The organism is Leptospira weilii serovar Ranarum str. ICFT, from assembly GCF_000332415.1.
In the GTDB taxonomy this organism is placed as follows: Bacteria; Spirochaetota; Leptospiria; order Leptospirales; family Leptospiraceae; genus Leptospira; species Leptospira weilii_A.
On sequence record NZ_AOHC02000026.1, the window covers coordinates 1 to 22,992 of the forward strand.

Sequence of the window (22,992 nt, forward strand, 5' to 3'; positions counted from 1 at the left end):
ACACCTAGTATATGGCTTTCTTGATTTCCCCGAGCTGGGAAGCGATGGACTTTTCGATTTTTAAGTCGTTGAATTGTACTACAAATCCGCCCAGAAGAGTTTTATCTTCCGAAACTTCCAGAATGAATTCCGACTTGAATTTTTCCGAAAGAATGGATCCGAGTTTAGTAATTTGAGCGGGTTCTAAAGAAGGATAACTTCTTACTTGGGCGCGAACTCTTCCCTTTTTCTTATCCAGCTCTACGGTGAACTGCCTTTGAATTTCGGGAAGGTTGATGAATCTTCCTTTGTTTAAAAGTACTCCGAGAAAGTTTAGAGTTACGTCCAAAATTTTTCCCCGGAGATTTTTTCCCAAAACGTTCTCCTTTTCCTCGACGGATACCGTCGGAGAAAGAAAAAAATTCCTGATCTTTTCCTCTTCGAAAAAGAGCCGAACTAAATCGCCGAGTTCTTGTTCCACTTCTTCCGGAACGTTTGTAGCTCCTAAAAGTGCGGACGCGTATGTTTTTGAAACACCGGAATCGTTCATTGGTTTATGCGCTCAGTTTCCCCAGTTTATCCAACTCGGTTTCGATAAAAGTTTTGTAATCTTCGGCTTTGAGTTGTTTTTCCAGAACCTTGCTTGCGACCGTGATCGTCATATCTACGAACTGAGTCTTCAATTGTTCCAGCGCCTTTCCTTTCGCGAGTTCGATCTCTTTCACTGCCTGATCCCTCTGATATCTCACTTCTTGGTTCGTTTCTTCCAGAAGTTTGTCCTTCAGTTTCAAAGCATCGGATTTCGCTTCCGCAACGATTGCGTTGGCTTCGTCCTTCGCAGAGTTCAACCTAGCTTCGTAATCCTTTAAGAGGGCTTCCGCCTCCGAACGGAGTTCTGAGGCCTTTTCGATGTCGTTCCGTACGGTCTCGGCTCTTTCGTCGAGAGCTTTCAGAATTACATCCCAGGCAAACTTTTTCAGAACTAAGACTACGACCAGAAAGGTAACCAGAGTCCAGACTACCAGACCCGGGTTTACATCTAGGAGGCTTAATCCCTTAGCAGCTAAGAGTACCAAGTGTTACTTTCCTTTTTCTTCGGTAGCCGGCGCTGCAGCTTTTGTTTGAAATTCAACGGTAGCTTTCAGACCTGCGTTCAGAGTTCCCGCCGCTTGAAAAGCGATCACGAGAGCGAACAAGGCCGCACCTTCGATCAAAGCCGCAGCGATAATCATTGCGGTTTGAATTTTAGCGCCCGCTTCCGGTTGTCTGGAGATCCCTTCCGTAGCGGAACCACCGATTCTTCCGATCCCGAGAGCTGCTCCGAGAATTGTAACTCCCGCTGCGATTCCTACACCAATATATCCTAATCCAAATTCCATATTGCTCATTGCCTCCTGTATTTACGTGTTTAACTGCAATATTCTACAATCAATGCCTATGCATGCTTAGTCCCACGAATAAGGAAGTAAGCAGTACGAAAATGTATGCCTGGAGAAAAGCCACAAAGATTTCCAGAACATAAATCAATCCGGAACCGATGATAGAAACCGGCACAATTCCCCAAGATTGAAACTGAAAGATAAAACCCATCAGAGCGAGAATGATAACGTGTCCCGCGGTCATGTTCGCCAAAAGACGCACCGTTAGCGCGAATGTTTTTGCCATCGGAGATACGATGAACTCCAAAGGCCACATGATCAAATACAACGGAAGAGGAACCCCGTTGGGAACGGAATGCCAGATGAACTTAGGTCCTTGATGGACAAAACCCGCCGTATAAATGAGGAACATCGTAAGGAGTGCGAGCGTCATCGTAACGGAAATATCTCCGGTTACGGTGATTCCACTCCAAATCTTTGCGACCCAAGGAACCTCGTGCCCGTGTCCGCCGCCGTGGGCCGCGATCAACGTTTCAGGAACCGGTGCGATGAGTCCGATCTTTGTCGCACCGATTGCTACGTATTCTTTTCCGACGACGAGAATTTCCCCCACCGATGGAACCAGTCCCATCAAGTTACAGAATAAAATGAAAAAGAACAATGTGAATATGTAGTGGTAGTATCCGTGACCGTGTCCGTGCATACTTTCGTCTACGATGTCCTTGCGGAGAAAATTTACGAAAACTTCCACTGTGTTTGCAAAACGAGACTGAACTTTCAGCGGATTTTTTGCGATGATACGAGCCGCAGGGATGAAGATGATAAAAAGAAGAAAGGCTACGATCCACATCATCGTTACACGTTTGGTGATGTGCATGTCGAATCCGCCTACGAAATGGAAACGTTTTCCGGTTTCAGAATCCGTAAAGATCGTGGCGGCGGTAGAATCAAAACCAGGCTCCCCTTCGAAAACCTTCACCCCACCTACGTTAAACGGGAACTCGGCGTTGTCCATCAAGTGATGGACGATAACTTCGTTTAAATCGAAAGTTTCGTGAGAAACTTCCTCCGATGCAAATACTTGAAACGGTAAAAATACGACTAAGAACGCAAAGAAGATGTACTTTTTTGTCATAAAAGAAGTCTGGTTTAGATACATTTTTTCGAATCAAAAAATCGGATCGTATCGAATTACGAACCACTTGCACAGAATTGGCGGATACTCCGGGTTTCTTTTTATTTTTACGAGATTCCGGAAGACTCAGCTCGCGAATACAACTATTAGAAAGTGACTGAAATGGGCAATCAAAAAACCGATTATAAAATCAGAACTATCGTTCTGTGAAACTGCTGCCCAAAGGGCAATTCCATTGCAAAAGAAAGAGGCTGCCATTATCCCCATCTGCATTCCTACTCCTTTTTCGGGAAATTTTAGAATCGTAAACATCTTAAGAAGATAAAACGGAAAGAGTAAAAACAACGCGAGAATACTTCCGGAAAGAAATTTCCTCTCCGGATAAAAGATCTGATACGTTGAAGCTAAGACGAGAATCAGGATCGTAAGTCCTAGGAGATATTTCTTCCAACTCATTCGATGACGTTTCCTTTTGGGGGGACGACCCTTCCGTTCAAAGAAGAAGTAAAGAGCGCAAAAAGCCTATTCAAATTTGATCCTGGAAACTGAAAACGAAGGAGTTCCTACGTTTTCGGGTGAGAAATCAAACAGAGGTGTTGGGATTTTTGTGTGAGTTCCTACGTTTTTGTCAGTAGAACGGTGATTTTCAGTTTCGAATTCGAAAAGTCTGAGTTCCGACATTGTATATAAGAGTCTGCAGTTTGTATGAGTTCCCACAAATTTCAAAGTAGAACGGCGAGTTTCAGTTCGAAATTGAAACTGTAGGATCTCCCACAACGTTTCCAAATTTTATACGATTTCGAGATATACAAAAACGATCAGATTCCAACAAACAAAGTTCAGATTTAAACGAAGGAGTTCCTACGTTTTCTGGAAAGTTAAACAGAGACCGAACAGTAGCAGTTCCTACATTCTTCCGAAAACAAGATTACGTAGAGAAAATGTTACTTCGAGCAGGAGTTCCGACATTGTATATAAGAGTCTGCAGTTTGTATGAGTTCCCACAAATTTCAAAGTAGAACGGCGAGTTTCAGTTCTAAATTAGAAAGGGAGGAGTTCCTACTTGGAAGGATTCAAAGAGGAAGACGAAACGGACCCTCCCCTCATAATTCGGATAAAATCTGCGTCCTTTTTAAATCTGTCAAAATCTGGATCCGTTAAGAAGTCCCGAGGAGATTTTCCCAAACGAAGTGCAATCGTTGTATAGTGAAGCGCCTCTTCTTTATCTCCTTGGATTGAGTAAAGGCAGGCAAGATTGAAAGGTAACCTGGAATCGGTGACATCATTTGGAATCATTTGATTCCCGAGAAACAAAAGCCCAAAATCCTTTGTGATCCCGGTATAGGCAATGAGATCCGCTGCAAAAAACTCTCTTGCGGAAGAATAGGTGTTCCCACTTTTAACCCCGGTCAATTGAGTATTCCCAATTCCAAGAATCGGGATCGTGAGCGAATATAAATGAGCGACAGTTGCAGCCTCGGACCATTGATTATTGGAGATGTGTTCATTGAATTGCAACGCGGTCTTAACAAGCAAATAATTCCGTAAACTTTCCTCAGCCCTTTCAGAATAGGAACAGTTCCCCGAAAAAATAAGGAAGGTAACGACCAAAGCAGCGCGCACAAAGAATGTATGTTTCAGATTCAAGATTGATTTAGTTTGCATTCTTATCCAAATAAAAGTTAACGGAAAACGAAGGAGTTCCTACATTTTACCTTGGCATCCGCTTGTATGAGTTCCCACAATTTACCTTAGTCATCCGCTTGTATGAGTTCCCACAATTTACCTTGGCATCCGCTTGTATGAGTTCCCACAATTTACCTTAGTCATCCGCTTGTATGAGTTCCCACAATTTACCTTAGTCATCCGCTTGTATGAGTTCCTACATTTACTTGGCGGGTGGAATCAGCGAAGGATCCAGCGCGGGGCCGTCCCAGATCATTTTGATAAAATCCGGATCAGAACGAAACGCATTGAAGTCGGAATCCTTTTCAAAGTCAACGGTCTGTTTTCCCAGAAAGAGAGCAATCTTCATAAACTGAAGCATTTCCTGTTTTTTTCCACTGAGAGCATACAAACAGGAAAGATTGAACGCGAGTCTCGCGTCACCGATCGGATTTGGAATCATCTGTTGGATCAAAGAAAGAAATTGAGAATCCTTGCTCTCGGTTGTATAAATAATCAGGTCGGCGGTAAAATATTCTCTCGCAGAATAAAGATTCCCACTTTTGGTTCCTTTTAAAGTAGGATCTCCAATTCCAAGAAACGGAATCGTTTCTGCGTAAAGACGCGCGACAAACACGGCGGCGGCCCATTCTTTTTGAACAATATGAGAATGAAATCGGGACGCGGTTTCCGTAAGAATATAATCTCTAAGAGATCCCTTGATTTCCTGAGAATCTTCTTTTTGAAAACTTTCTAAATTCTCTGCATATTCTTTTTCCGCAAGTTTTCGCTCCTGTCCGGACGAACGTTCGATTTTATGAACGGACGCAAGCCAGCGTTCAGAAGCCCTTTCCATCGGGAACAGTAGAGCGCAATTCTGGAAGAATAACATCCCCAAAAAGCAGAATAGAAGTTGAATAGATTGCAAATTCATAAAGGCGAAACGATCGAAGGAACAACCAAAGGGATTGGGAAAACTTTCTCCGTTTTTTACGGAAATGGATTTTTTTTGAAACGATGAACGGATGTTCGAACGAAAGATTCCATCCAAACGAACATTACACCTTTTGCAAAGGAAATTTACAGCGAACTGTTTATCAAAACCATTCAAGAATTCTACTTTAGAAAAACAGAATCTTTCGAAATAGCCGAGATCATGCGCTCAAGCGACGCAGGACCGACCACTATTTCGATCCCAAAATCCACGGACGTATTACCGACCAACACTTTGTTCGGTACAATCTCAATCCAATCGATCTCGTTTCGATTCCGCCTAACTCGATCCAGCAAATCCCCAACGGATTCGCATGAGATCACCACTCTTACTTTTTCAATGTAGTTCTGTAGATGATGTAGTAAATCCCGTAGGAAAAACCGAGCAGACAGGCGCCCAAAAGTCCGAACGGTGAGGAATGTAACTTCGTATCCAGATAGTTTCCGAAATACACCGAACCGACTACGATCACACCGAATTCCATTCCTAAACCCGCAAATTCCCAAGGAGAAAATTCTTTCTCCTTGGGGTTGGAATCTTTCTGAAATCCGGAGTCCTTATCGGAAGGATCCTTATCCGAGGGTTCTACATTCTTATCAGACATGGCGACTAACGCAGAATCGTTCCGATCCGATTCCAACGAACTTCCATTCTCCAAATTCTATACCGAAGAGTGCGTTCGATCCAACCCGCTTTGCTTTCTTCCCGAACCAGGCCGATCTCCGAAGGATGACAATTCTTTACGAGTTCCTCGCCTTGATAACGTTCCGCAAACTCCGGACCCTTTTCGGAAAGTTCCTTCCCGTTTTTATACTCGCAGACGTTGTCCTTCCAGTTGATGGAAAAATAAATCACAAGAGCTTTTCCGAGTATGTCCTCTCTTTTGACAAAACCCCAGGCACGGGAATCGTGAGAGTCGTCTCGGTTATCGCCTACGACCATATACTGATTTTCTGGAATCTGACAACCGATCGAAAAATTACATTCGTACCCGTCGAGCCGTTTACGATCTTCTTCGTAACCTTCCAGAACGTAGTGTTCAAAGCCGGGTTTCTTTTCCAAAAACAAGGATCTCGTAGGCGCATAGAGATTGTCCAAATCTCCCAAAAGATTCCCCTCTTCCACTTCCACAGGATCGTAACCTTGGAACGTGTTGGATCCTTTTTCCTTGTATTCGACCATCGAATAGTTCACGTTTCCTTTTTTTGTGGAAAGAAATTTGGAAGTAATTCGAATCGTGTCGCCCGGAAGACCGACCACTCGTTTCACATAACGTTTTGCGAAAAATCCGTCCCGGCTGTCTCCGAGGCTCAAGGCCCGAAGCGGCGGGGCAAAGGTTACGATGTCTCCTCGTTTTGGATCGTCGATCCGGAAGAGTTCCGACTCTGTAAAAGGCATTCGAATGGAATACCGCATCTTGTTAACGAACAGAAAATCACCGATTTTTAAGGTGGGAATCATCGACCCGGAAGGAATATTATTCGCGTCTAAAACCGAGGATTTGAATGCAAATACCAGGATCACGATCAGAATAAAGGAAAATGTAGAGCTGATTGGAGATTCTTCCTCGGAGGACGAATCTTTTGTTTTTACCTCGGAGTTCATAGGGAAAGCAAAAAGAATCTTCTCTCCCCTGTCAATCCTGCGTTAAAAATTCTATCGGTTTTTCAAAAATCGCCGATACTTTGTTTGTGAAAGAGCAGATAGACCGCAAACTCATCGAACTCAGAAGGACCCTCGTTTCTCTCACCGATCAGTATCCGATCTGCGGACTGAAAGGCGGAACCGAAACCGAGGACATGGATGCGGATGAAATCCGAATTCTCCATTTGGCGGCAAGGGACTTGATCCCTGTGACCGTGAAGATCGGAGGTCCCGAGGCGAGGACGGATATTCGTATGCTTGTCAAAGAGGAGATCGAAGGAATCTGCGCTCCTATGATCGAATCCTCTTACGCACTCAAAAATTTTATTCAGACATTAAAAAGTATGCTCACTCCCGTGAACTACGGCAAGGTTTCCAAGTCGATCAATCTGGAAACCATCACGGGTTATAAGAATCTGATGGAAATCACGGATTCTCGTTCGTTTGAAGACTTGAATCAAGTCACCGCCGCCCGTTCCGATCTTTCGGCTTCCATGGGTCTGATTCCGGACGACGAAGAAGTGATGAGAGTCACGAAAAACATCGTCTATCTTTCCAGAGAAAGAGGGAAAAAAACTTCCGTCGGTGGAACGATCACGAAATCCAATTTCAGAAAAATCGCGGAAGTGATCGGCCCGGACCTCATCAATTCGAGACACGTAGTCGTAAACGTTCAGGAGTCTTTGAAAAAAAGTCCGGAAGAAGTGGCCGAAGCGATGTTGTTTTTCGAGATCGAACTCTACGATTTATTTTCCGTCTTAAAACCGGAAAAGGCATTCTCTTACAAAAACAGAATGGAAACAAATAGGGAAAGAATCGGAGCCAGAAAAGTTCTCTACTCCATCCGATAAGAATGGCGAAAGATACTCGGGATCTAATCCTAAAAACTTCTCTCAAACTTTTTTCCGAGCAGGGTTACCACGGAACGACGATGAGACAGGTCGCTTCGAAGGCGAGCGTTTCCCTCGGACTCGCCTATCGTTATTTCGATTCGAAAGAGGCGATTTTAGAAGGAATCATTGAATCGCATGATAAAATTCTAAAACGTTATCTGACGGACGAAGTGGTTACAAATCCGAGCCGAGAAGATCTGATCGTAAACGTTTCCGAAAGTCTCATCAGTCTTGTTAAGGAAAACGAAGATTACCTCAGACTCTATTGGAATCTGATGCTCCAACCCAAGATCCATCGATTAAAACGAAGAAACATTCACCTCGTCAATATGATCTTTTTTGAAACTTCCAAAAAGACAATCCGCGCCATCAAACCGAATTACAACGAGTTTGAAATTAAAAACCTCGCGTCCACCGCGATCGGTTATATGATCAACTATCTCACAAACAAAAAAGAATTCTCCCTCGACGATTTTCGCAACTACCTCGTTCATACTCTGAAAAATACATAATTCGCGATCCATAGAGAGCGAATTAGCTGAAGATAGCGGAGCGTACATCGAAAGCTCTCAACGAAGTTGAGAAAGAGCGATCCATAGAGAGCGAATTAGCTGAAGATAGCGGAGCGTACATCGAAAGCTCTCAACGAAGTTGAGAAAGAGCGATCCATAGAGAGCGAATTAGCTGAAGATAGCGGAGCGTACATCGAAAGCTCTCAACGAAGTTGAGAAAGAGCGATCCATAGAGAGCGAATTAGCTGAAGATAGCGGAGCGCCGGTTATGTTCGAGCGACGCGCTGAGTTTAGCGATATGGTAAATTCCTTGCCAGACATTCTGGATGAAATAATTTAAACCGACGGAGACTCTCTCTTTGAAACGAATCTTATTCACGGAATTTTTTCCGGAAGGAAACCAAGATAAATCGGTAGCGAATCCTTGCCAAATGTTTCAAGACGCCAAAGACAAACCCGCCGATCTTGGCGAATTGGAATGGCTTTGCTCAAAGGGTTTGGTCTGGATCGATTTGGATTCGACCGAAGGAGAAGACATGGACTTTCTCGCGAGAGAATGTAATTTCCATCCGCTCGCAATCGAGGATTGTATCAATAAAAATCAAAGACCTAAACTGGAAGAATACGGTTTGTATCTTTTCATCGTTCTCCATCGGTTTCAATACGACACCGAAAAGAAAATCCTGAGGAGCAACGAGATCCATATTTTTTTCAACGAAAAGTTCGTCGTCACCGTTCATCAAAAGGAAGAACCCTTAATCGAACAACTTAGGACACGTTGTATGACACAGGGAAACCCGCTTTCTAGAGGAACGGATCAGATTCTTTATATGCTTTTCGATCAGACGGTGGATTCCAATTTTCCGATTTTGGATAAGATGAGCGAAGAGATCGTTCGGATCGAATCGCAGATCCTCGTCAATCAAGACAGCAATCAAACCATCGCCGGAATCCTTTTTCTGAAACGAAATCTCACTCGGATTCGAAGAGTCCTTTCCCCTCAAAGAGAAATCGTAAACAGTTTGATCCGAAGAGATAATAATTTTTTAAGTCCTAAGATTCAGATTTATTTTCGGGACGTATACGATCATTTGAGTAGGCTCTATGAAACGATCGATTTGGATCGGGATCTCCTCGGGAACACGATGGACGCGTATTTTTCCGTGATTTCGCAAAGAACCAACGATGTTGTTAAACGACTGACTCTGATCAGTTTGATTTTTATGCCGCTCACATTTCTCACCGGTTTTTTCGGGATGAACTTCACCGCGATTCCCTACGACAACGTTCCGTTTTTGTATTTTACGATTCTTTCGGCCTCTCTCATTCCCCCCGCGATGATTTATTGGTTTCGTAAAAAACATTGGTTTAAAGATTAAAATTATTATTATATTCTAAATTTAAAATATATCCGATGATTCACTCAAAACTTTCCCGCGTTTTAGAAATCAAATTCCCAAAAAATCAAAAAACTATCTGAAAATTCCATTTTTATTTTTGAACCCGTAACATCCTAAAAAAAGTTCTCAAAAAAAGGTCAACCTAACCACTTGAAACGTAGGAACTGCAACGTTTAGCGGTTAGGGATACCCATAACCCTATCATAAAATACCTAATTTTTTGCGTTAAAACAGTATTTTGCGATAAAAGTTAGCGCTACTCGATTTTATAGAGATCCGTATTAAATCGTTTTTTAAGAAAAAAGAATATTCTTGAAATCGAATAAAAAATTGACGAAATTATTTTTTTCCTACTTAGTAACCGTTCGGGGAAAACATGAGAATATTTCGAATTTGTACGATGTCGCTACTGTTCTTATTTTTGGCTCGGTCGATGTACTCGGAACCGGTTGTGACCGCAAAAAAAGACGAGCCGGACGCCTACTACGGTCTGGACGTCAAAGCCGTAATTTCCCCCTCGTACGGCGCGCGGATTCGGGACGGCGCCTCGGGAACTTCCAACGCGGCCCCGAACGATAAAACCGGTTTTTCCACACCTTGGACCCTTCTTATGATCTCGAAGACGTTCGAACAAACCGGAATCCAAGCGGAACTCTGGGGAGAACTGATTCGAAATAACCAGCTAACATCGGATACGCGATCGGACACCGGAACCAAACAAAATCCGTATGTCTTGAACGTTCGTAGAGCGAGCGTCAAAAAGAACTTGGATACTTCATTGGGAAGTTACACTCTGGGTTTCGGAATTCAAGAACTTCCTCATACTTATACTCAATGGAGCAACTACTGGAAATGGAGATACATCGACCGAGGCCCTCTGGAATCTCTCGGCTTTGCTCCGCAACCCGCAGACATAGGACTGAGCGTCGTAGGCAAATGGTCCTTCGTAAGTTCCCATCTTATGGTCGGTAACGGCGAGGGTTATAGAGAAACACAAAACACCAACTCCGCGGGACTGGACGTTTCTTCGAGGCTTTCCGTCGAACCGCAGTTAGGCGAAAAAGGAAAAGCAGGCTTTCATCTTTTTTACAGAAAGGAAAACGCAATCGGCGCCGGAGGAAACGAATGTTTCGAAGGAAAAACAACCTGTCTCCCGAACGATCTGAATCCTAACACCGCCCTATCCAGACAAACCCAAAGTTTACAATCCGACACCGCGGGTTCCGAAACCGACTTTATCTGGAACGGCTCCGTAAAATGGAATCTGGGTCTCGGAGGTTTTTTCAAAAAACGAAACAGCGGAGAAATCAGGGATCGACTGCAACCCTTTGCGGCTCCGGTTGTATTCGGTAAGGACGGTTTCGGAAAAGCGTTGTATGCCTGGTTTTCCGTCGGATTCGGTAACTTCAATTTCCTAGGAAGAATCGAACAAGGAACCGGAATCAACGGAGTGGTCGGTGTTACGGACACGGTTCAAAAAGAATTCATTCCAGGATTCGGAACCTCGAACGCAAGCCTCGCAACTCCGATTCAAAACATTTTGCCTGAAACCGGAACGAACGGATACTCGAGCAAAAGTTCGTTTCGAAGGATCAGCGTTTTTTTTGAGTGGGTCGTCAATCCACAGTTTAAAATGGCGATCGGTTATATTGAAAACAAAAACTACGACACGAACGGGGTCGGACAAAAAGTCTACATCGATCCGCTCGGAAACGAAAAAACCGAAAAGGAATATTTAAGACAATGGGACGGCGGCGCAAACCTGGGAATCGTCTCCTATTCCGCATTGGACAGACAGATACTTTTGAGAACCACAATGGAATTTTAAATTAGGAGATTGTTATGAACCAAAGTATAAAGATCGTATCGATTTTGATTTCTCTTTTTATAACGGGAAGTTCGATCGTACTACTGAGCCAGGAATCGAAAACGGAAAATGCCCAAGTGAGTTTTTTATTAGGAAAAGCTCATGTTCAAAAATCGGGCAAGAACTCCTGGAATCCTCTGAAGTCGAACGATTTCGTGGACGAAGGGGATCTGATCTCCACCGGTAACGGTTCTAGAATTACAATCCTCTACAAAGGCTCCGAATTTAAGATCCAACAAAACACTAAGATCAGACTTGCAAGTTTTTACGGAGAAACCAAAAACGGTCGGCTCGAAGTCGATCAAGGTTTTGTTTGGTTTAAGATCGTAAATCTCAAGGGAAAAAAATTCGACGTTGCGACCCCGAATTCGACGGCGGGAGTTAGAGGAACCTCGTTCTCGGTTTTGTACGACCTTTCAACAAGGGATTCTTCCTTTTGCACCTGTGAAGGTAAGGTTATCGTTTCCGGTTTCGAGGGAAAAGAAATCCTTCAGGAAAAAGGAAAGGGAACGATCGTCTCCTCCAATAATCCGGATATGAAAAAAGTGGAATATGATGGAATTATAAAGAAGTTGAAGACCCTTCCGGGTTTTGAAACGAGACTGAAAAAAAATCCTTCTTTAAAAAACTGCCTTTCCTGTCACACTCCGGAAGGCTGGATTCCTCCGGAAGACGTTCCCAAGGACGAAACCTACGGCAAACAATAGTTTCTCTTTAACGAAAACCAACGTCCGTTGACCCGGCGCAAGCCGGTTTTTTTTGCGGCTTAGGTTCGTTACAAAGCCGTGCCTTCCTCCTTTCCTGCATGAGAATCCACTTGACACTCGTTCGAATCTACGCGAAACATACACTCTCAAAAAGAAGGAGTTTTTTATGCACCCCGAATTGAACATCAACTACTTGGCCGTATTGGCCGCAGTTGTCGTAAACTTTATCATTGGATCCCTATGGTACGGACCCGTCTTTGGAAAACTATGGATGAAGGAGATGGGAATTCCCGCGGACTTCAAACCGGAGCAAAAGGAAGTTCTGAAATCCATGGGAATGATGGTAATCGGTTCTGTTCTAACGGCTTACGTTCTGTTTTACACAACGAACGTGTGGAAAGCTTCTTCCTGGCACGCAGGAGAGGACAGTCCCGCATACGTCTACGGATTCTTTTCGGGATTTTATACTTGGCTCGGATTCTATGTTCCTATGTTGCTCAATAACGTGGCCTTTGAAGGTAGATCCTGGAAATTTTTTAGCATCGGCGCGGGTTACAACTTCATAGCGCTCCAGTCGGTCGCGATGATTCTTTCTTATTGGAGATAATCGTCCGTTTCCATTTCGCATTTGTTTTTTATCCCGTTTTAGGTCTAAACTTGGAACAAGTGCGAAAGTTTTCCCTCCGATAACCGACCGATAAAATTTTCAAAGAGACATATTGAATTCTATTTTTTGAATATATAAATAACAGAATATTTAGTACTTTTAAAATATCCTCCTCCAATCCATCTTGAACGGCGTCTATCTTTTCGGTTTTTGGAGCAAACTCTAAAAAGAGAAGATCGGCTTCCGTCGATCTTCTCCCGAATACAAAATAAAAACGACCGATGTGGATCAGGCTTTTGCGCTTTGAGAAGCGTATTTTTTCTTGTAAATCCCGTAGCCGATCGCGCCTAAAAGTATGATCAACCAGACATACCAAAATTTAATGAGAAGAATGGTGATCGCCGTAATCACGAAAGCGATGACACCGAGAACCACCTTGATCAAACCTCCTCCCAAATCTCCCACAAAAGGGATAAAACTCAGAAGAGAAGTCAGAGGTCCGGCCATCAGAGTGAAACTGCTGAACATCGCGATAAATCCGACCACCCTTCCTACCCATTTCATGGTGTTGTCGTCCGACTTGATATCCGCCATCGTTTCCGCAAAACCGCCCACACTCGCGTTCAAGAATTTATTTCCTTCCGCGGAAACGAACTGATCCACTCTCCGCCCGTTTACGTCTCCGATAAAAGTCATATCTCCATTCGGAATCGGAGTTACGGAAATCTTCACTCTTTCACAACCTTCTTTTTCGGATTCGACGCAAGACTTGGAGCTGTGGAGATAACCGTCGGCATAAACGAATCCGTTCGAAAAAATCTCGTCTTCGTTCGCATTCCGAGAGGAAACCTGAGAGGCGAAGTCCACGTCCGAGAGATTGACGGAATAATTTTTACCGTCCGCAAGAATCGCGGCTCCCGATGCGGAATCGGATTGATCCTTTACGGATTTTCTATGATACGCTTTCGCGCGACATCCGGAAAGTTTAAAACTCGAAGGATTTTCGGGGGAAGAAGTCCATTCCAACACGCATTTTCTGACTTCTTTTTTATTGCTACCGGAACCTTCCGTTTTTACCTCTTCGTCCCAAGCATACACTTCGGAGCTTACGGAATAAGAAATGTAAGGACCGCTTTTCACGAATTGTCCGCTCAGAGGACTCGCTTTGAGAGTTCCTGTGACATACGAAGGTTGACCTTCCTTAGCCTGTCCTGCGGGAACCGCGTTTTTCAAAGCTGCGCTCGCTTGTTCGCAGGTTTCCACGTTGTAGATAATGATAAACGACACGGGTAACAAGACGATTCCGGTAAGAATACTCTTGAATGAATTTCCCATTTGGGATAAGAAACCTACACTTTCCGTTGAGGACATTCCGTCCGGACTTTCAAACGCCATTAATTTTCTCCTTTTGATTTTGGGCGGGAAACTTTGCAGCTTGATTTTTCTCGTAAAATTGAAATTCAGATCGACTGCAAGTTGCGAAAATTTCTAAGAACACCAAAGGATTGTAAATAAATTTTTGCCCATTGGAGAGAAAATCGTATCGGAAAGAAACGTCTCAAAAACTTTCCATCGAATCTCGAAATGCCATCGATAACATTTGAGTTTATTTTTAAGATCACTTCCGATTGATTGTCATCTTTGGATTGAGTGGAAGTTCCAATAGTACGATGAAGAGTTGTATCGCCGATTGCAACCGAACACTTCGTTTTAAAATTATAGGAACGCTCACTCAAAAAATACGAGTCGACTTTTTTCGGAAGAAATTAGAAATCAAAAATGAACTTTGGATAAAAGCGATATGTTCTTACGCGTATTCTTATTACCCTTCTTTATATTCTATCTTCCGATTCAATATCGGATCGGAAGCAATGGAATCGGAGGAATCGTCTTAGCGGGAATCCTCCTTTGTGGTGCGATTTTTTTTTGGATATGGAAAAAAAAATCCCTCTCGTCTATCCACGTTTCGCCCCTTCTTCTCGTTTCGTATTGGTCCTTGTTCGTTTTTGCGGAAGGAATTTTTTACACAAAAACCGCGTTGGATTCTTTTTTCTTAGGCGATTTCGATTATACGGCCCAACTCAGAATGATCGTTCCGACGATCGACGGAAACATTTTTCAAACTCAATACTACGGACCGGCGGAAAATGCGAACTTTCTCTCTCATCACATGACGCCCGGAATTTTACTTTTGACTCCCTTTCCGATTCTGTTCGGTTCCGAACTCGGGTTCGGAGTCGGGGTGTTTTTTTTCGCCTCGATGACGATCCCTCTTTTGTATTATTATTTAAGAGAATGTAAAGTCTCCGAAGAACTGGCCCTCTGCGCCTCGCTCCTTTGGTCGGGATCGTCCGGTTTTTATCGGTTGAACCATTCCCTGCACTTCGAAGTTCTGGTTCCGGTCCTTTGTTTATGCGTATTGATCGGAATTCAAAAACGAAACCATTGGATTACCGCCGCAAGCCTCTGTTTCTTTTTAGGGATCAAGGAGGACGTCGCGATCTACCTGGCCGCGTTGGCCGTCGGCATGATTGCCACGGACAACAAAAGAAAAAAGGAATGGATTTCCGTTTTTATTACTTGCGTATTTTATTATTTTCTTATGTTTCCGATCTTAAGCGACCTAACCGGAAATTCAGCGGAAAAAAATTGGAAGGAATACTGGGGAACGGGAATCGAAAACCCCGCCTCCGCCGTTTTGGATTACATTCAAAATCCGGAAAGTAGATTTCAGTATTGGAAAGGAATCCGGGATTTAAGTTTGGAATGGGGGTTTTGGAACCTGACCGGGGGTTGGTTATTATTTCCCTTTTTAGGTTTGTATTCCGTGTTTCGATTATCGATTCATCCTTGGGTCCGGGATTTATACAGCTATTACATATATCCACTCGTACCCTTTTTGATTTTATTCTTAAGGACCGGAGTCGAATGGATTCAAAATCGAACCGACAATTCCGAAACGAAATTTTCATCTTCCTTGTCCAAGGAAAAAAAACTTTTAATCGTTCTCATTCTTAGTTTTTCCGTTTCGATCTATAGGAATTCCAAGGAAGCCGAATATCCGATCGTATTCGAATCTAAGCCCGATTTGGCGACTGAGTTGAAAAATCTTCTGAAACAAATCCCCGCCGGAAATTCCGTCTCCGCGGGGTTTCATCTTTCTCCCTTTGTCTCTTTAAAAAATCCGGCGTATCCGATTCGGGAAAATCGAGAATGGAAGGAATGGGTCGTTGTCGATCTCGAATACAATTCCGCTTATTTGAGTTCCGCAAAAATTTTAGAGCGAATCGACGCGGACGTACACGGAGATAAATTACGTTGGGTTCAAAGGACGAATCGTTTCGGCTTGTTGCGTCGAACGGGCCGGCCCCGCGCGTTTTAGAAAACAAAACGAATTCAAAATTTTTAATTCTAGAGCCTTAAACTTAGAATTTTAGAATTCTTTAAAATAATAATATTCCGAATTTTGAAATTACTTACAATATTCATTCAATCGATTTTTGGAGTCCGCGTATCCCAACTCCAGAGATTTTTGAAAATCCTTACACGCCGACGGGGTTTTCTTTAAAAAAACATAAGCAAGCCCTCTGTTATGAAACGCGACCTCGTCGTTCGGATTGAATTGTAACACTTTCGTATAACTCAGAGCCGACTCCGAATATTTCCGCAAACCGTACTGAGCGTAAGCCAATTCAAAAAAAGCATAAGCGTTTTTTTTATCCAGGTTCACCGCTTTTCGAGCGTCGTCAAGAGCCTCGGAATAATCCTCATAATGATTCTCGCAACGCGCCTTGTGACCGTAAAGTTCCGCGTTTTTGTTTTCACCGAGTGAAATCGCTTTTTGAAAGTCCTGGATCGCTTGTTTACAATCGTCGATCATCTCGTTTCCGTAACCTTTATAAAGAAAAGCGGAAGTTTTGTTCGGATCGATTTCCACCGCTTTGTTGAAATCTTTTACGGCCTCGTCGTAGCGTTTCAAAGTGTAATTTGCCAGACCTCGATTGTAATAACCGGAAGCGTCGCCCGGAACCAATATCAAATATTTGGAATATTCTTCGATCGATAGGAGATAGTCCCCCCTTTCGTTCGCTTTATAAGCTTCGTTAAAAATTTCGTTCGGATCCGGCTCCTTCGTATCGGAGGAAGGAACCGGATTCGAAGTCGCCGAACTCGTTTTGATTTCTTCGATCCAAGATAGGACGCCTTTTCCGATTTCTTCGATCTGCGAAGTTTTGGCGGCCGCCGCGCTCGGGGCCGAATTCGTTTTCTCGGGAAAAAATAAACCGAAACCAAGAAGGGCGATCCCGAGAATGAAAAACCAACCGAGTATTTTATTTTCCATCAGATCATAAAAACCGACATCATTCGGAATTCAACTTTTTATTGATTCGAAAATTTCCGATTCTTCTCTTTTTGCGACGTCCGTGTTAAGGGAATTTACGGGAGGCGCACAAAAAGTTTCGAGTTAAAACGAAAGGGTTCCGAAATTCCGATCGGGGATTCGCATCCCGCAAAAGATCACCCCTTAGGGAGAAACACGTGAAAAATCGTTTTACCCGGTTCCGATTCGAGTTCGATTCTTCCTTCGTGTTTTTTTACGATCCTGCGAGAGATGTCCAAACCCAAGCCGCTCCCTTCTCCGGGACCTTTGGTTGTAAAAAAAGGATCGAAGATTTTTTCCCGCACTTCCGGAGGAATCCCGGGACCGTTGTCCTGGATCGAAACCCGAACCTCGTCCTTCTGATCCTGAATTGAAATTCGGATCTTTCCCTTAAAGCGCATCGCTTGCAAAGAATTGTATATTATATTTGTCCAAACTTGAACGAGGTCGTCCGGATAGGCGGAGATCATGGGGCGATTTTGAAAATCCAGTTCCACATCCACTCCTCCTTTGATTTTGTTATGATAGATCGTCAAAACGGTCTCTATGTTTTCCGCAAGATCGGTGAGCGCCTTTCCCCTATTTTCCTCCGTATCGATATGAGCGTAACTTTTCAAAGCGTAAACGATTTTAGAAGTTCTATCCACAGCCAATCGGATCGAGAGTATGTTTTTATACGTATGAATCTCTTCCAAAGCAAACTTAACCAAAGGATAATATTCAGGATCCATAAACAACGATGGAAATTCCTCCAACGCGGAAGGAAGTCCGTTATCCAAAAGCCGATCCGCAATGTCGTGCACATTTTCGTAACCCAACACGGTCAATTTAGTCTTCATGGAATTCAAGGCGGCTTTCTTATTCTCCCTGGAAAGAATACCTTCCTTGCTTTCGATTCCTTTTCGAATCAATTCGGAAAGATTATGAACAAATTCGGCTCCCACCAAGGAAAATTCGTGACCCAATTTTTCCATCCTCTCCGCGGACGAATTCAAGTAGGCCCTCAATTCTCCGCTGAGAGCCGAGATGGCGCCTAACGGATTGTTGATCTCGTGCGCTATCCCGGCCACGAGTTGTCCTAACGCGGCCATTTTTTCCGATTGAATCAACTGTTCCTGAGTTTTTTGCAGATTTTCAAGAGCTTCGGCCAATTCCGAGGTTCTGACCTTTACGGCCTTTTCCAATTCTTCCTTGGCTTCTTTTCTCTCCGCGTTTAAAAGAAGTTGTGTCACTTGTTCGGCGACCGTTACCACAAATTGTTTTTCGTAACCCTTCCAACGCCTCGGCTCTCCTCTGTGTTCAAGACAAACCACTCCTTTGATCTTACCTCGGAGAAAAAAAGGCGCGTCCAATAGGGAACTGATCCCAAAGGGTTTGCTATAGGTGTCGGCAAACTCGAAAGTCCTCGGATCGTTAATTACGTCCGCGGCGTCCACAAATCGATCGCTTTGAATGGCTTCAAAATATTTAGGATAACTCGTGAGAGTCATATTCAATTTTTCTAAATAAGTCTGAGTGTTTCGGTCCCAGCCGACAGCAAGGGTCAAGGTGTTAGGATCGTCTTTGTCGAAAATCCAAATCGAAGCACGATCGCAGTCCGCAACTCCCGAAACCATGATTACGATTTTTTTCGCGCCCGATTCGAAATTACCGGATGCGAATTCCGGATCGGTTGCCATTTCCATAAGCGCCTGCGCGTGTAAGGCGATCCGACTCGACTGTTCTTCTCTTTCTCTGACGGCCGCTTTTTTCTGCGTAATGTCCCTTGCAATAGCGATCGTAATCTGGTTATCGCCTATGTTTATGCGCCTGGCGGAAAACAGAGCGTCGACGACCTCTCCGTTTTTCTTTTTAAACTGCACTTCGTAATCTCTGATAATTCCCTCTTTACCCAAGACCTCCATCACGTTTTCCCTGTCTTTGGGGTCGTTCCAGATTCCCAGTTCTAAGGGTATTTTACCGATTACTTCTTCTTTGGAATATTGGAGCATTTCCGAAAAGTGTTCGTTTACTTGAATATACCTTCCGTTCTTAAGATCGTTGAGAGTGATCGTATCCGGATTCATTTCGAAAATCATTTCAAAAAGATCTTTGCTAAGACTCAGTTCTTCGTAGAGTTTTCTTCTTTCCTCATCCGATTTTTTCTTTTCGGTGATATCCGTCGCCAAGGAGACCACTTGTTTTCTTCCGTCGAGTTCTATGATCCTCGCGGAATAAAGGATCGGAACGACGGTTCCGTCCAAAGCCAGATAAACGGTCTCTAAATTTTTGACTTCCTTTTTTTGGGAAAGAAGTTCGTAGACCTCGGTTCTGAAATTCGGAGTTTTATCCCAGATATGAATTTCGGGAGTTGTTTTACCGATCACGTCCTCGCGTTTCATTTTCGCCATTTCCAAAAACCGTTCGTTTACGTCTAGGATCGTACGGTTTTCCCAATCGGTGACAACGAGAGCGGAAGGAGTCAGTTGGAATAATTTCTGAAATAGATCCTTACTTTTCGCCAATTCGTCCGCGAGGTTTTCCAACTTTAGCGCATAAGCTTTGATTTCGGTGATATCGTGGCCGATCGCGAGAATTTTCCTTTCACCGAACGATTCTACGAATCTCGCCGAAAAAAGAATGGGTTTTACTTTTCCATCCGCGGTTTTCATTCCGATTTCGAGGTTACGAACAATTCCGTCCCTTTGAAGCAATTCGATTATTTTTTCCCGCTCCTTCAGATCGTAATAAACTCCGAGATCGATCACCGATTTGAAAAGTACTTCTTCCCTAGATTTCCCGGTATATTCCAAAAAGCGGTCGTTTACTTCCAAAAGAATTCCATTCAAAGTTGATAATGTAATTGCGGAAGGGTTCAGACGAAAAATCTGGCTCAGGATATCCTCTTTCTCTCGGACCTCGTCGAGTAGTTTTTGTTTTTCCTTTTCTTCCTTGATCCTATCGGTCATCGGAACCGTGATACTCAAAAGAGCGGTTCGTCCCTTGTACTCGATCGGCTGCGCGGAAAAAAGTCCCCAAAATTCGGCGCCCTTAGTGGTTCTAAACGGGATTTCGATGCCGTCCACAAAACCGTCTCGTTTCATAGTCGTGAGGATCGTTTCCCGAACCTGAGATGAAAACCAAACTCCCAGTTCGGTCATCGTTTTTCCGATCAGTTTATCCGGATCGTATTCGATTTGTTCGGCGAATTTACGGTTCACTTCCAATAGTTTACCCGTATCGATTTCGGAAATCGCCATCGGAAAAGGATTTAATACGAAAATCCTTCGAAGCGCTTCCCAACCTTCCTTGATCTCGTCGTAGAGTTGTTTGCGAACTTCTTCGTTTCGTTTTTGTTCCGAGATGTCTCTGATCATTCCCCAAATCGCGGAAGGATTTTTGTACTCGTCTCGGATCACGTAGGCTTTTACGGAAATTGCGATGATACTTCCGTCTTTGCGAAAATATTCTTTTTCAAACTCTTGAGAATAACCGGAAGATAAAAGATTCTCTTCAAATGTTTTTTTGTCCCAATCCGTGGGAATCAAAAACCAGAAATTGTTTTTTCGAAGTTCTTCAAGAGTAAAACCCATTAGAACTTGAAAGGCCGGGTTCGCTTCCAAAAAGGAACCGTCTAAGTTTGCAATGACGATTCCGTCTCGACTGGTTTCGAAAATCTGTCGAAAGAATTCGGAATTGAGTAGATCTGAATCCAAAGCTTTCATGGGTTGTGGTTATAATAAAAGACGACTAAATCTTAAAGAGATCGCAGAAAACAAAAAATCATTTTACTCCGAAATCCGGAATTTTTCGAGTCCTAACGAGAGCTTATCCCAAAAAACTTCCGCATTCTTCGGGCCTAAACTCCGCGTTTTATACGAAACAATCAACGCAAAGGCGGGTTCAGTGGGTAGGTTTTAAATCTCAGGACTTTACATGACCTAAAAATAAGTTGTCGGATGACCGGCCTAAAATGTGGGAACTCCTGCATTCCATACCGGGCGCTTACATTCGATGTTACTACAACCCCGAAAATATCGGAACACTACGACGTTGTACGACGAACAAAATCGTTAAAATGTAAATTTATAAAACTTGATTTTTTAGATCATTCAAACATTCAAATATTTTAATGATCTAAATTTCGAAAATCAACTCACTACGGAGCCGTTGTTTTCTTGAATCACGTGGCCGTCTTCAAGGATCATACGAATCAAACGAGTCATTTCCACGGAATATTCCACGTTCAGGTGTTTGGTCACACCCTCGCAGAATCCGTTGATGATCAGAAGTTTCGCATCGTCTTCGGACAAACCTCTGGATTGAAGATAAAAGAGCTGATCTTCGTCGATCCTGGAAACGGTTGCTTCGTAGTTTAGGGATCCGTTTTGACCGGAAACGTCGTTATAAGGATACGCGTGGGACTGGGAACGGTCGTCCATCATCAGACCGTCGCATTTTACGTGAGAATAAGAATTTTCCGATCCGGCGGTGAACTTGACGAGACCTCGATAAGAATTGATTCCTCCGTCAAGAGAAACACCTTTTGCTAATATATTACTTCGAGTGTTTTTACCGACATGAACGATTCTTGCGCCTGTGTCTTGGATCTGCCCTCCGCCGGCAAATGCGAGGGAAAGGACGTCACCGGTGGAATGGTCCCCTTGAAGGATGATTCCCGGATATTTGACCGTGTTCGCGCCGATATTCACGTCCGTCCAAGTGATATGTCCTCTTTCATGACATAAACCGCGTTTGACGGTCCAGTTGTACATATTCTTCTTCCAGTTTTGGATCGTGGTATAAAAGATCTTTGCGTTTTTATGAGCGATGAGTTCCACAACCGCCGTGTGAAAGTTAGTGCCCTTATCTTGAACCGAAGAACAACCTTCCGAGTATTCGATCTCGGCGCCCTCGTCCGCGATCAAAAGAGTCCTTTCATACTGACCCGAGGAAGCGGCGGTAACTTTGAAATAGGCTTGCAGAGGCATAGGAGTTTTCACCCCTTTGGGAACAAACGCAAAAGAACCTCCGGAAAAAACGCAACTGTTGAGTGCGGAGAATTTATTATCTCCGACGCTCACAACCGTTCCGAGATATTTTCTTACTATGTCCGGATATTCGCGGATCGCCGTATCGATGTCGCAAAACAGGATTCCGAGTTCGGTTAATTCTTTTTTCACGTTAGCGTAAACCGTTTCGGAATCGTTCATCGCTTCGATTCCTGCGAGATATTTACGCTCGTGTTCCGGGATTCCGAGGCGTTCGAAAGATTTGAGAACCTCGGGATCCACTTCGTCCCAGGATTTTTTCTTTTGCTGATTGGAACCTATATAATGCGTATAAGAGTCGATATCTACGTTGAAGTTGGGGAAAAAACCCCAGGTCGGCATGGGCTTTTGTTGATAAACTTCAAAGGCTTTGAGGCGGAATTCCGTAAGCCAACCCGGCTCGCTCTTGATATGAGAAATGGATTCTACGACCTTACGAGTGAGACCCTTCGGAAAATTATCGGGACGGTAATAACGGTCTTCATGAACGGATTCTTTTTCCAGGACTTGTTCCATTTTTTATTCCCTCTGAAATTAGACATATCTCACGACCCATAGGGAGTGAGATAGCAAAAAGATAGCGGAGCGTTATCTTTTGCTCCCAACGAAGTTGGGAAAATCACGACCGAAATCACACCCATAGGGAGCCATTTCCGAGTTCAGGAGTGAGATAGCAAAAAGATAGCGGAGCGTCATCTTTTGCTCCCAACGAAGTTGGGAAAATCACGACCTATCTCACCCAGGTAACTAAAGTGGCACTGCTCCCTAAGGGTCGCAGCACCAGGGAGTGAGATAGCAA

Annotated in this window: 20 protein-coding genes; 7 read left to right on the plus strand and 13 right to left on the minus strand. The window is 43.7% G+C overall.

Annotation, left to right across the window (positions count from 1 at the left end; genetic code table 11):
* Positions 1-4: 4 nt before the first annotated feature.
* The 9 genes from atpH to lepB all read right to left on the minus strand — a co-directional run bounded on the left by atpH (position 5) and on the right by lepB (position 6,757).
* Complete coding sequence (atpH, locus tag LEP1GSC060_RS07870) at positions 5-529, minus strand: ATP synthase F1 subunit delta (RefSeq protein ID WP_003001323.1); 525 nt, start codon at positions 527-529, stop codon at positions 5-7.
* Positions 530-533: 4 nt separating this feature from the next.
* Positions 534-1,055: a F0F1 ATP synthase subunit B gene (locus tag LEP1GSC060_RS07875; RefSeq protein WP_003000986.1), complete on the minus strand. Its 522-nt coding sequence runs from the start codon at positions 1,053-1,055 to the stop codon at positions 534-536.
* A gap of 3 nt (positions 1,056-1,058) precedes the next feature.
* Positions 1,059-1,358 (minus strand): ATP synthase F0 subunit C, encoded by a 300-nt coding sequence (gene atpE / locus LEP1GSC060_RS07880; RefSeq protein ID WP_003001195.1) that lies wholly within the window; start codon positions 1,356-1,358, stop codon positions 1,059-1,061.
* 49 nt (positions 1,359-1,407) lie between these two features.
* Complete coding sequence (atpB, locus tag LEP1GSC060_RS07885; protein ID WP_003000891.1) at positions 1,408-2,517, minus strand: F0F1 ATP synthase subunit A; 1,110 nt, start codon at positions 2,515-2,517, stop codon at positions 1,408-1,410.
* A 102-nt stretch (positions 2,518-2,619) separates the two neighbouring features.
* On the minus strand, positions 2,620-2,949 hold the full coding sequence (locus LEP1GSC060_RS07890) for a hypothetical protein (RefSeq protein WP_003001296.1): 330 nt from the start codon (positions 2,947-2,949) through the stop codon (positions 2,620-2,622).
* A gap of 603 nt (positions 2,950-3,552) precedes the next feature.
* On the minus strand, positions 3,553-4,158 hold the full coding sequence (locus LEP1GSC060_RS07895) for a TPR end-of-group domain-containing protein (RefSeq protein ID WP_036095823.1): 606 nt from the start codon (positions 4,156-4,158) through the stop codon (positions 3,553-3,555).
* Positions 4,159-4,381: 223 nt separating this feature from the next.
* On the minus strand, positions 4,382-5,092 hold the full coding sequence (locus tag LEP1GSC060_RS07900; protein WP_230458313.1) for a TPR end-of-group domain-containing protein: 711 nt from the start codon (positions 5,090-5,092) through the stop codon (positions 4,382-4,384).
* Positions 5,093-5,480: 388 nt separating this feature from the next.
* Positions 5,481-5,756, minus strand: coding sequence for an AtpZ/AtpI family protein (locus LEP1GSC060_RS07910; RefSeq protein WP_036095829.1), 276 nt, complete (start codon positions 5,754-5,756; stop codon positions 5,481-5,483).
* A gap of 5 nt (positions 5,757-5,761) precedes the next feature.
* Positions 5,762-6,757 (minus strand): signal peptidase I, encoded by a 996-nt coding sequence (gene lepB, locus LEP1GSC060_RS07915; protein ID WP_003000989.1) that lies wholly within the window; start codon positions 6,755-6,757, stop codon positions 5,762-5,764.
* Between the two features lie 86 nt (positions 6,758-6,843).
* On the opposite strand from lepB, the gene LEP1GSC060_RS07920 reads away from it, so the two are divergent.
* The 6 genes from LEP1GSC060_RS07920 to LEP1GSC060_RS07945 all read left to right on the plus strand — a co-directional run bounded on the left by LEP1GSC060_RS07920 (position 6,844) and on the right by LEP1GSC060_RS07945 (position 12,782).
* The gene (locus LEP1GSC060_RS07920; RefSeq protein ID WP_003001293.1) at positions 6,844-7,647 is read left to right on the plus strand and encodes a hypothetical protein; all 804 of its coding nucleotides are present in this window, start codon (positions 6,844-6,846) and stop codon (positions 7,645-7,647) included.
* Between the two features lie 2 nt (positions 7,648-7,649).
* Positions 7,650-8,201 (plus strand): TetR/AcrR family transcriptional regulator, encoded by a 552-nt coding sequence (locus LEP1GSC060_RS07925; protein WP_003001033.1) that lies wholly within the window; start codon positions 7,650-7,652, stop codon positions 8,199-8,201.
* A 359-nt stretch (positions 8,202-8,560) separates the two neighbouring features.
* Complete coding sequence (gene corA, locus LEP1GSC060_RS07930) at positions 8,561-9,580, plus strand: magnesium/cobalt transporter CorA (protein WP_003001031.1); 1,020 nt, start codon at positions 8,561-8,563, stop codon at positions 9,578-9,580.
* Positions 9,581-9,977: 397 nt separating this feature from the next.
* The gene (locus LEP1GSC060_RS07935; protein WP_036095832.1) at positions 9,978-11,429 is read left to right on the plus strand and encodes a hypothetical protein; all 1,452 of its coding nucleotides are present in this window, start codon (positions 9,978-9,980) and stop codon (positions 11,427-11,429) included.
* A gap of 14 nt (positions 11,430-11,443) precedes the next feature.
* Positions 11,444-12,175, plus strand: coding sequence for a FecR family protein (locus LEP1GSC060_RS07940; RefSeq protein ID WP_003000903.1), 732 nt, complete (start codon positions 11,444-11,446; stop codon positions 12,173-12,175).
* 166 nt (positions 12,176-12,341) lie between these two features.
* Positions 12,342-12,782: a DUF1761 domain-containing protein gene (locus tag LEP1GSC060_RS07945; RefSeq protein ID WP_003001042.1), complete on the plus strand. Its 441-nt coding sequence runs from the start codon at positions 12,342-12,344 to the stop codon at positions 12,780-12,782.
* Between the two features lie 288 nt (positions 12,783-13,070).
* Here LEP1GSC060_RS07945 and LEP1GSC060_RS07950 read toward each other — a convergent pair whose 3' ends face one another.
* The gene (locus LEP1GSC060_RS07950; protein WP_036095834.1) at positions 13,071-14,177 is read right to left on the minus strand and encodes a TMEM43 family protein; all 1,107 of its coding nucleotides are present in this window, start codon (positions 14,175-14,177) and stop codon (positions 13,071-13,073) included.
* 406 nt (positions 14,178-14,583) lie between these two features.
* On the opposite strand from LEP1GSC060_RS07950, the gene LEP1GSC060_RS07960 reads away from it, so the two are divergent.
* Positions 14,584-16,164: a DUF2079 domain-containing protein gene (locus tag LEP1GSC060_RS07960; protein ID WP_003001008.1), complete on the plus strand. Its 1,581-nt coding sequence runs from the start codon at positions 14,584-14,586 to the stop codon at positions 16,162-16,164.
* A 90-nt stretch (positions 16,165-16,254) separates the two neighbouring features.
* Here LEP1GSC060_RS07960 and LEP1GSC060_RS07965 read toward each other — a convergent pair whose 3' ends face one another.
* The 3 genes from LEP1GSC060_RS07965 to sufB all read right to left on the minus strand — a co-directional run bounded on the left by LEP1GSC060_RS07965 (position 16,255) and on the right by sufB (position 22,709).
* A complete protein-coding gene (locus tag LEP1GSC060_RS07965; protein WP_003001218.1) occupies positions 16,255-17,124 on the minus strand; it encodes a tetratricopeptide repeat protein in 870 nt (289 codons plus the stop codon).
* A gap of 176 nt (positions 17,125-17,300) precedes the next feature.
* On the minus strand, positions 17,301-20,867 hold the full coding sequence (locus LEP1GSC060_RS07970; RefSeq protein WP_003000915.1) for a PAS domain S-box protein: 3,567 nt from the start codon (positions 20,865-20,867) through the stop codon (positions 17,301-17,303).
* A gap of 426 nt (positions 20,868-21,293) precedes the next feature.
* Positions 21,294-22,709, minus strand: coding sequence for a Fe-S cluster assembly protein SufB (gene sufB, locus LEP1GSC060_RS07980; protein WP_003001006.1), 1,416 nt, complete (start codon positions 22,707-22,709; stop codon positions 21,294-21,296).
* Between the last annotated feature and the right edge of the window lie 283 nt (positions 22,710-22,992).

Coding starts and splice junctions, on each gene's coding strand:
- atpH (WP_003001323.1), bottom strand. CDS start 529: ATGAACGATTCCGGTGTTTCAAAAACATACGCGTCCGCACTTTTAGGA.
- atpE (WP_003001195.1), bottom strand. CDS start 1,358: ATGGAATTTGGATTAGGATATATTGGTGTAGGAATCGCAGCGGGAGTT.
- atpB (WP_003000891.1), bottom strand. CDS start 2,517: ATGTATCTAAACCAGACTTCTTTTATGACAAAAAAGTACATCTTCTTT.
- LEP1GSC060_RS07890 (WP_003001296.1), bottom strand. CDS start 2,949: ATGAGTTGGAAGAAATATCTCCTAGGACTTACGATCCTGATTCTCGTC.
- LEP1GSC060_RS07895 (WP_036095823.1), bottom strand. CDS start 4,158: ATGCAAACTAAATCAATCTTGAATCTGAAACATACATTCTTTGTGCGC.
- LEP1GSC060_RS07900 (WP_230458313.1), bottom strand. CDS start 5,092: ATGAATTTGCAATCTATTCAACTTCTATTCTGCTTTTTGGGGATGTTA.
- LEP1GSC060_RS07910 (WP_036095829.1), bottom strand. CDS start 5,756: ATGTCTGATAAGAATGTAGAACCCTCGGATAAGGATCCTTCCGATAAG.
- lepB (WP_003000989.1), bottom strand. CDS start 6,757: ATGAACTCCGAGGTAAAAACAAAAGATTCGTCCTCCGAGGAAGAATCT.
- LEP1GSC060_RS07925 (WP_003001033.1), top strand. CDS start 7,650: ATGGCGAAAGATACTCGGGATCTAATCCTAAAAACTTCTCTCAAACTT.
- LEP1GSC060_RS07935 (WP_036095832.1), top strand. CDS start 9,978: ATGAGAATATTTCGAATTTGTACGATGTCGCTACTGTTCTTATTTTTG.
- LEP1GSC060_RS07940 (WP_003000903.1), top strand. CDS start 11,444: ATGAACCAAAGTATAAAGATCGTATCGATTTTGATTTCTCTTTTTATA.
- LEP1GSC060_RS07945 (WP_003001042.1), top strand. CDS start 12,342: ATGCACCCCGAATTGAACATCAACTACTTGGCCGTATTGGCCGCAGTT.
- LEP1GSC060_RS07950 (WP_036095834.1), bottom strand. CDS start 14,177: ATGGCGTTTGAAAGTCCGGACGGAATGTCCTCAACGGAAAGTGTAGGT.
- LEP1GSC060_RS07960 (WP_003001008.1), top strand. CDS start 14,584: ATGTTCTTACGCGTATTCTTATTACCCTTCTTTATATTCTATCTTCCG.
- LEP1GSC060_RS07965 (WP_003001218.1), bottom strand. CDS start 17,124: ATGGAAAATAAAATACTCGGTTGGTTTTTCATTCTCGGGATCGCCCTT.
- LEP1GSC060_RS07970 (WP_003000915.1), bottom strand. CDS start 20,867: ATGAAAGCTTTGGATTCAGATCTACTCAATTCCGAATTCTTTCGACAG.
- sufB (WP_003001006.1), bottom strand. CDS start 22,709: ATGGAACAAGTCCTGGAAAAAGAATCCGTTCATGAAGACCGTTATTAC.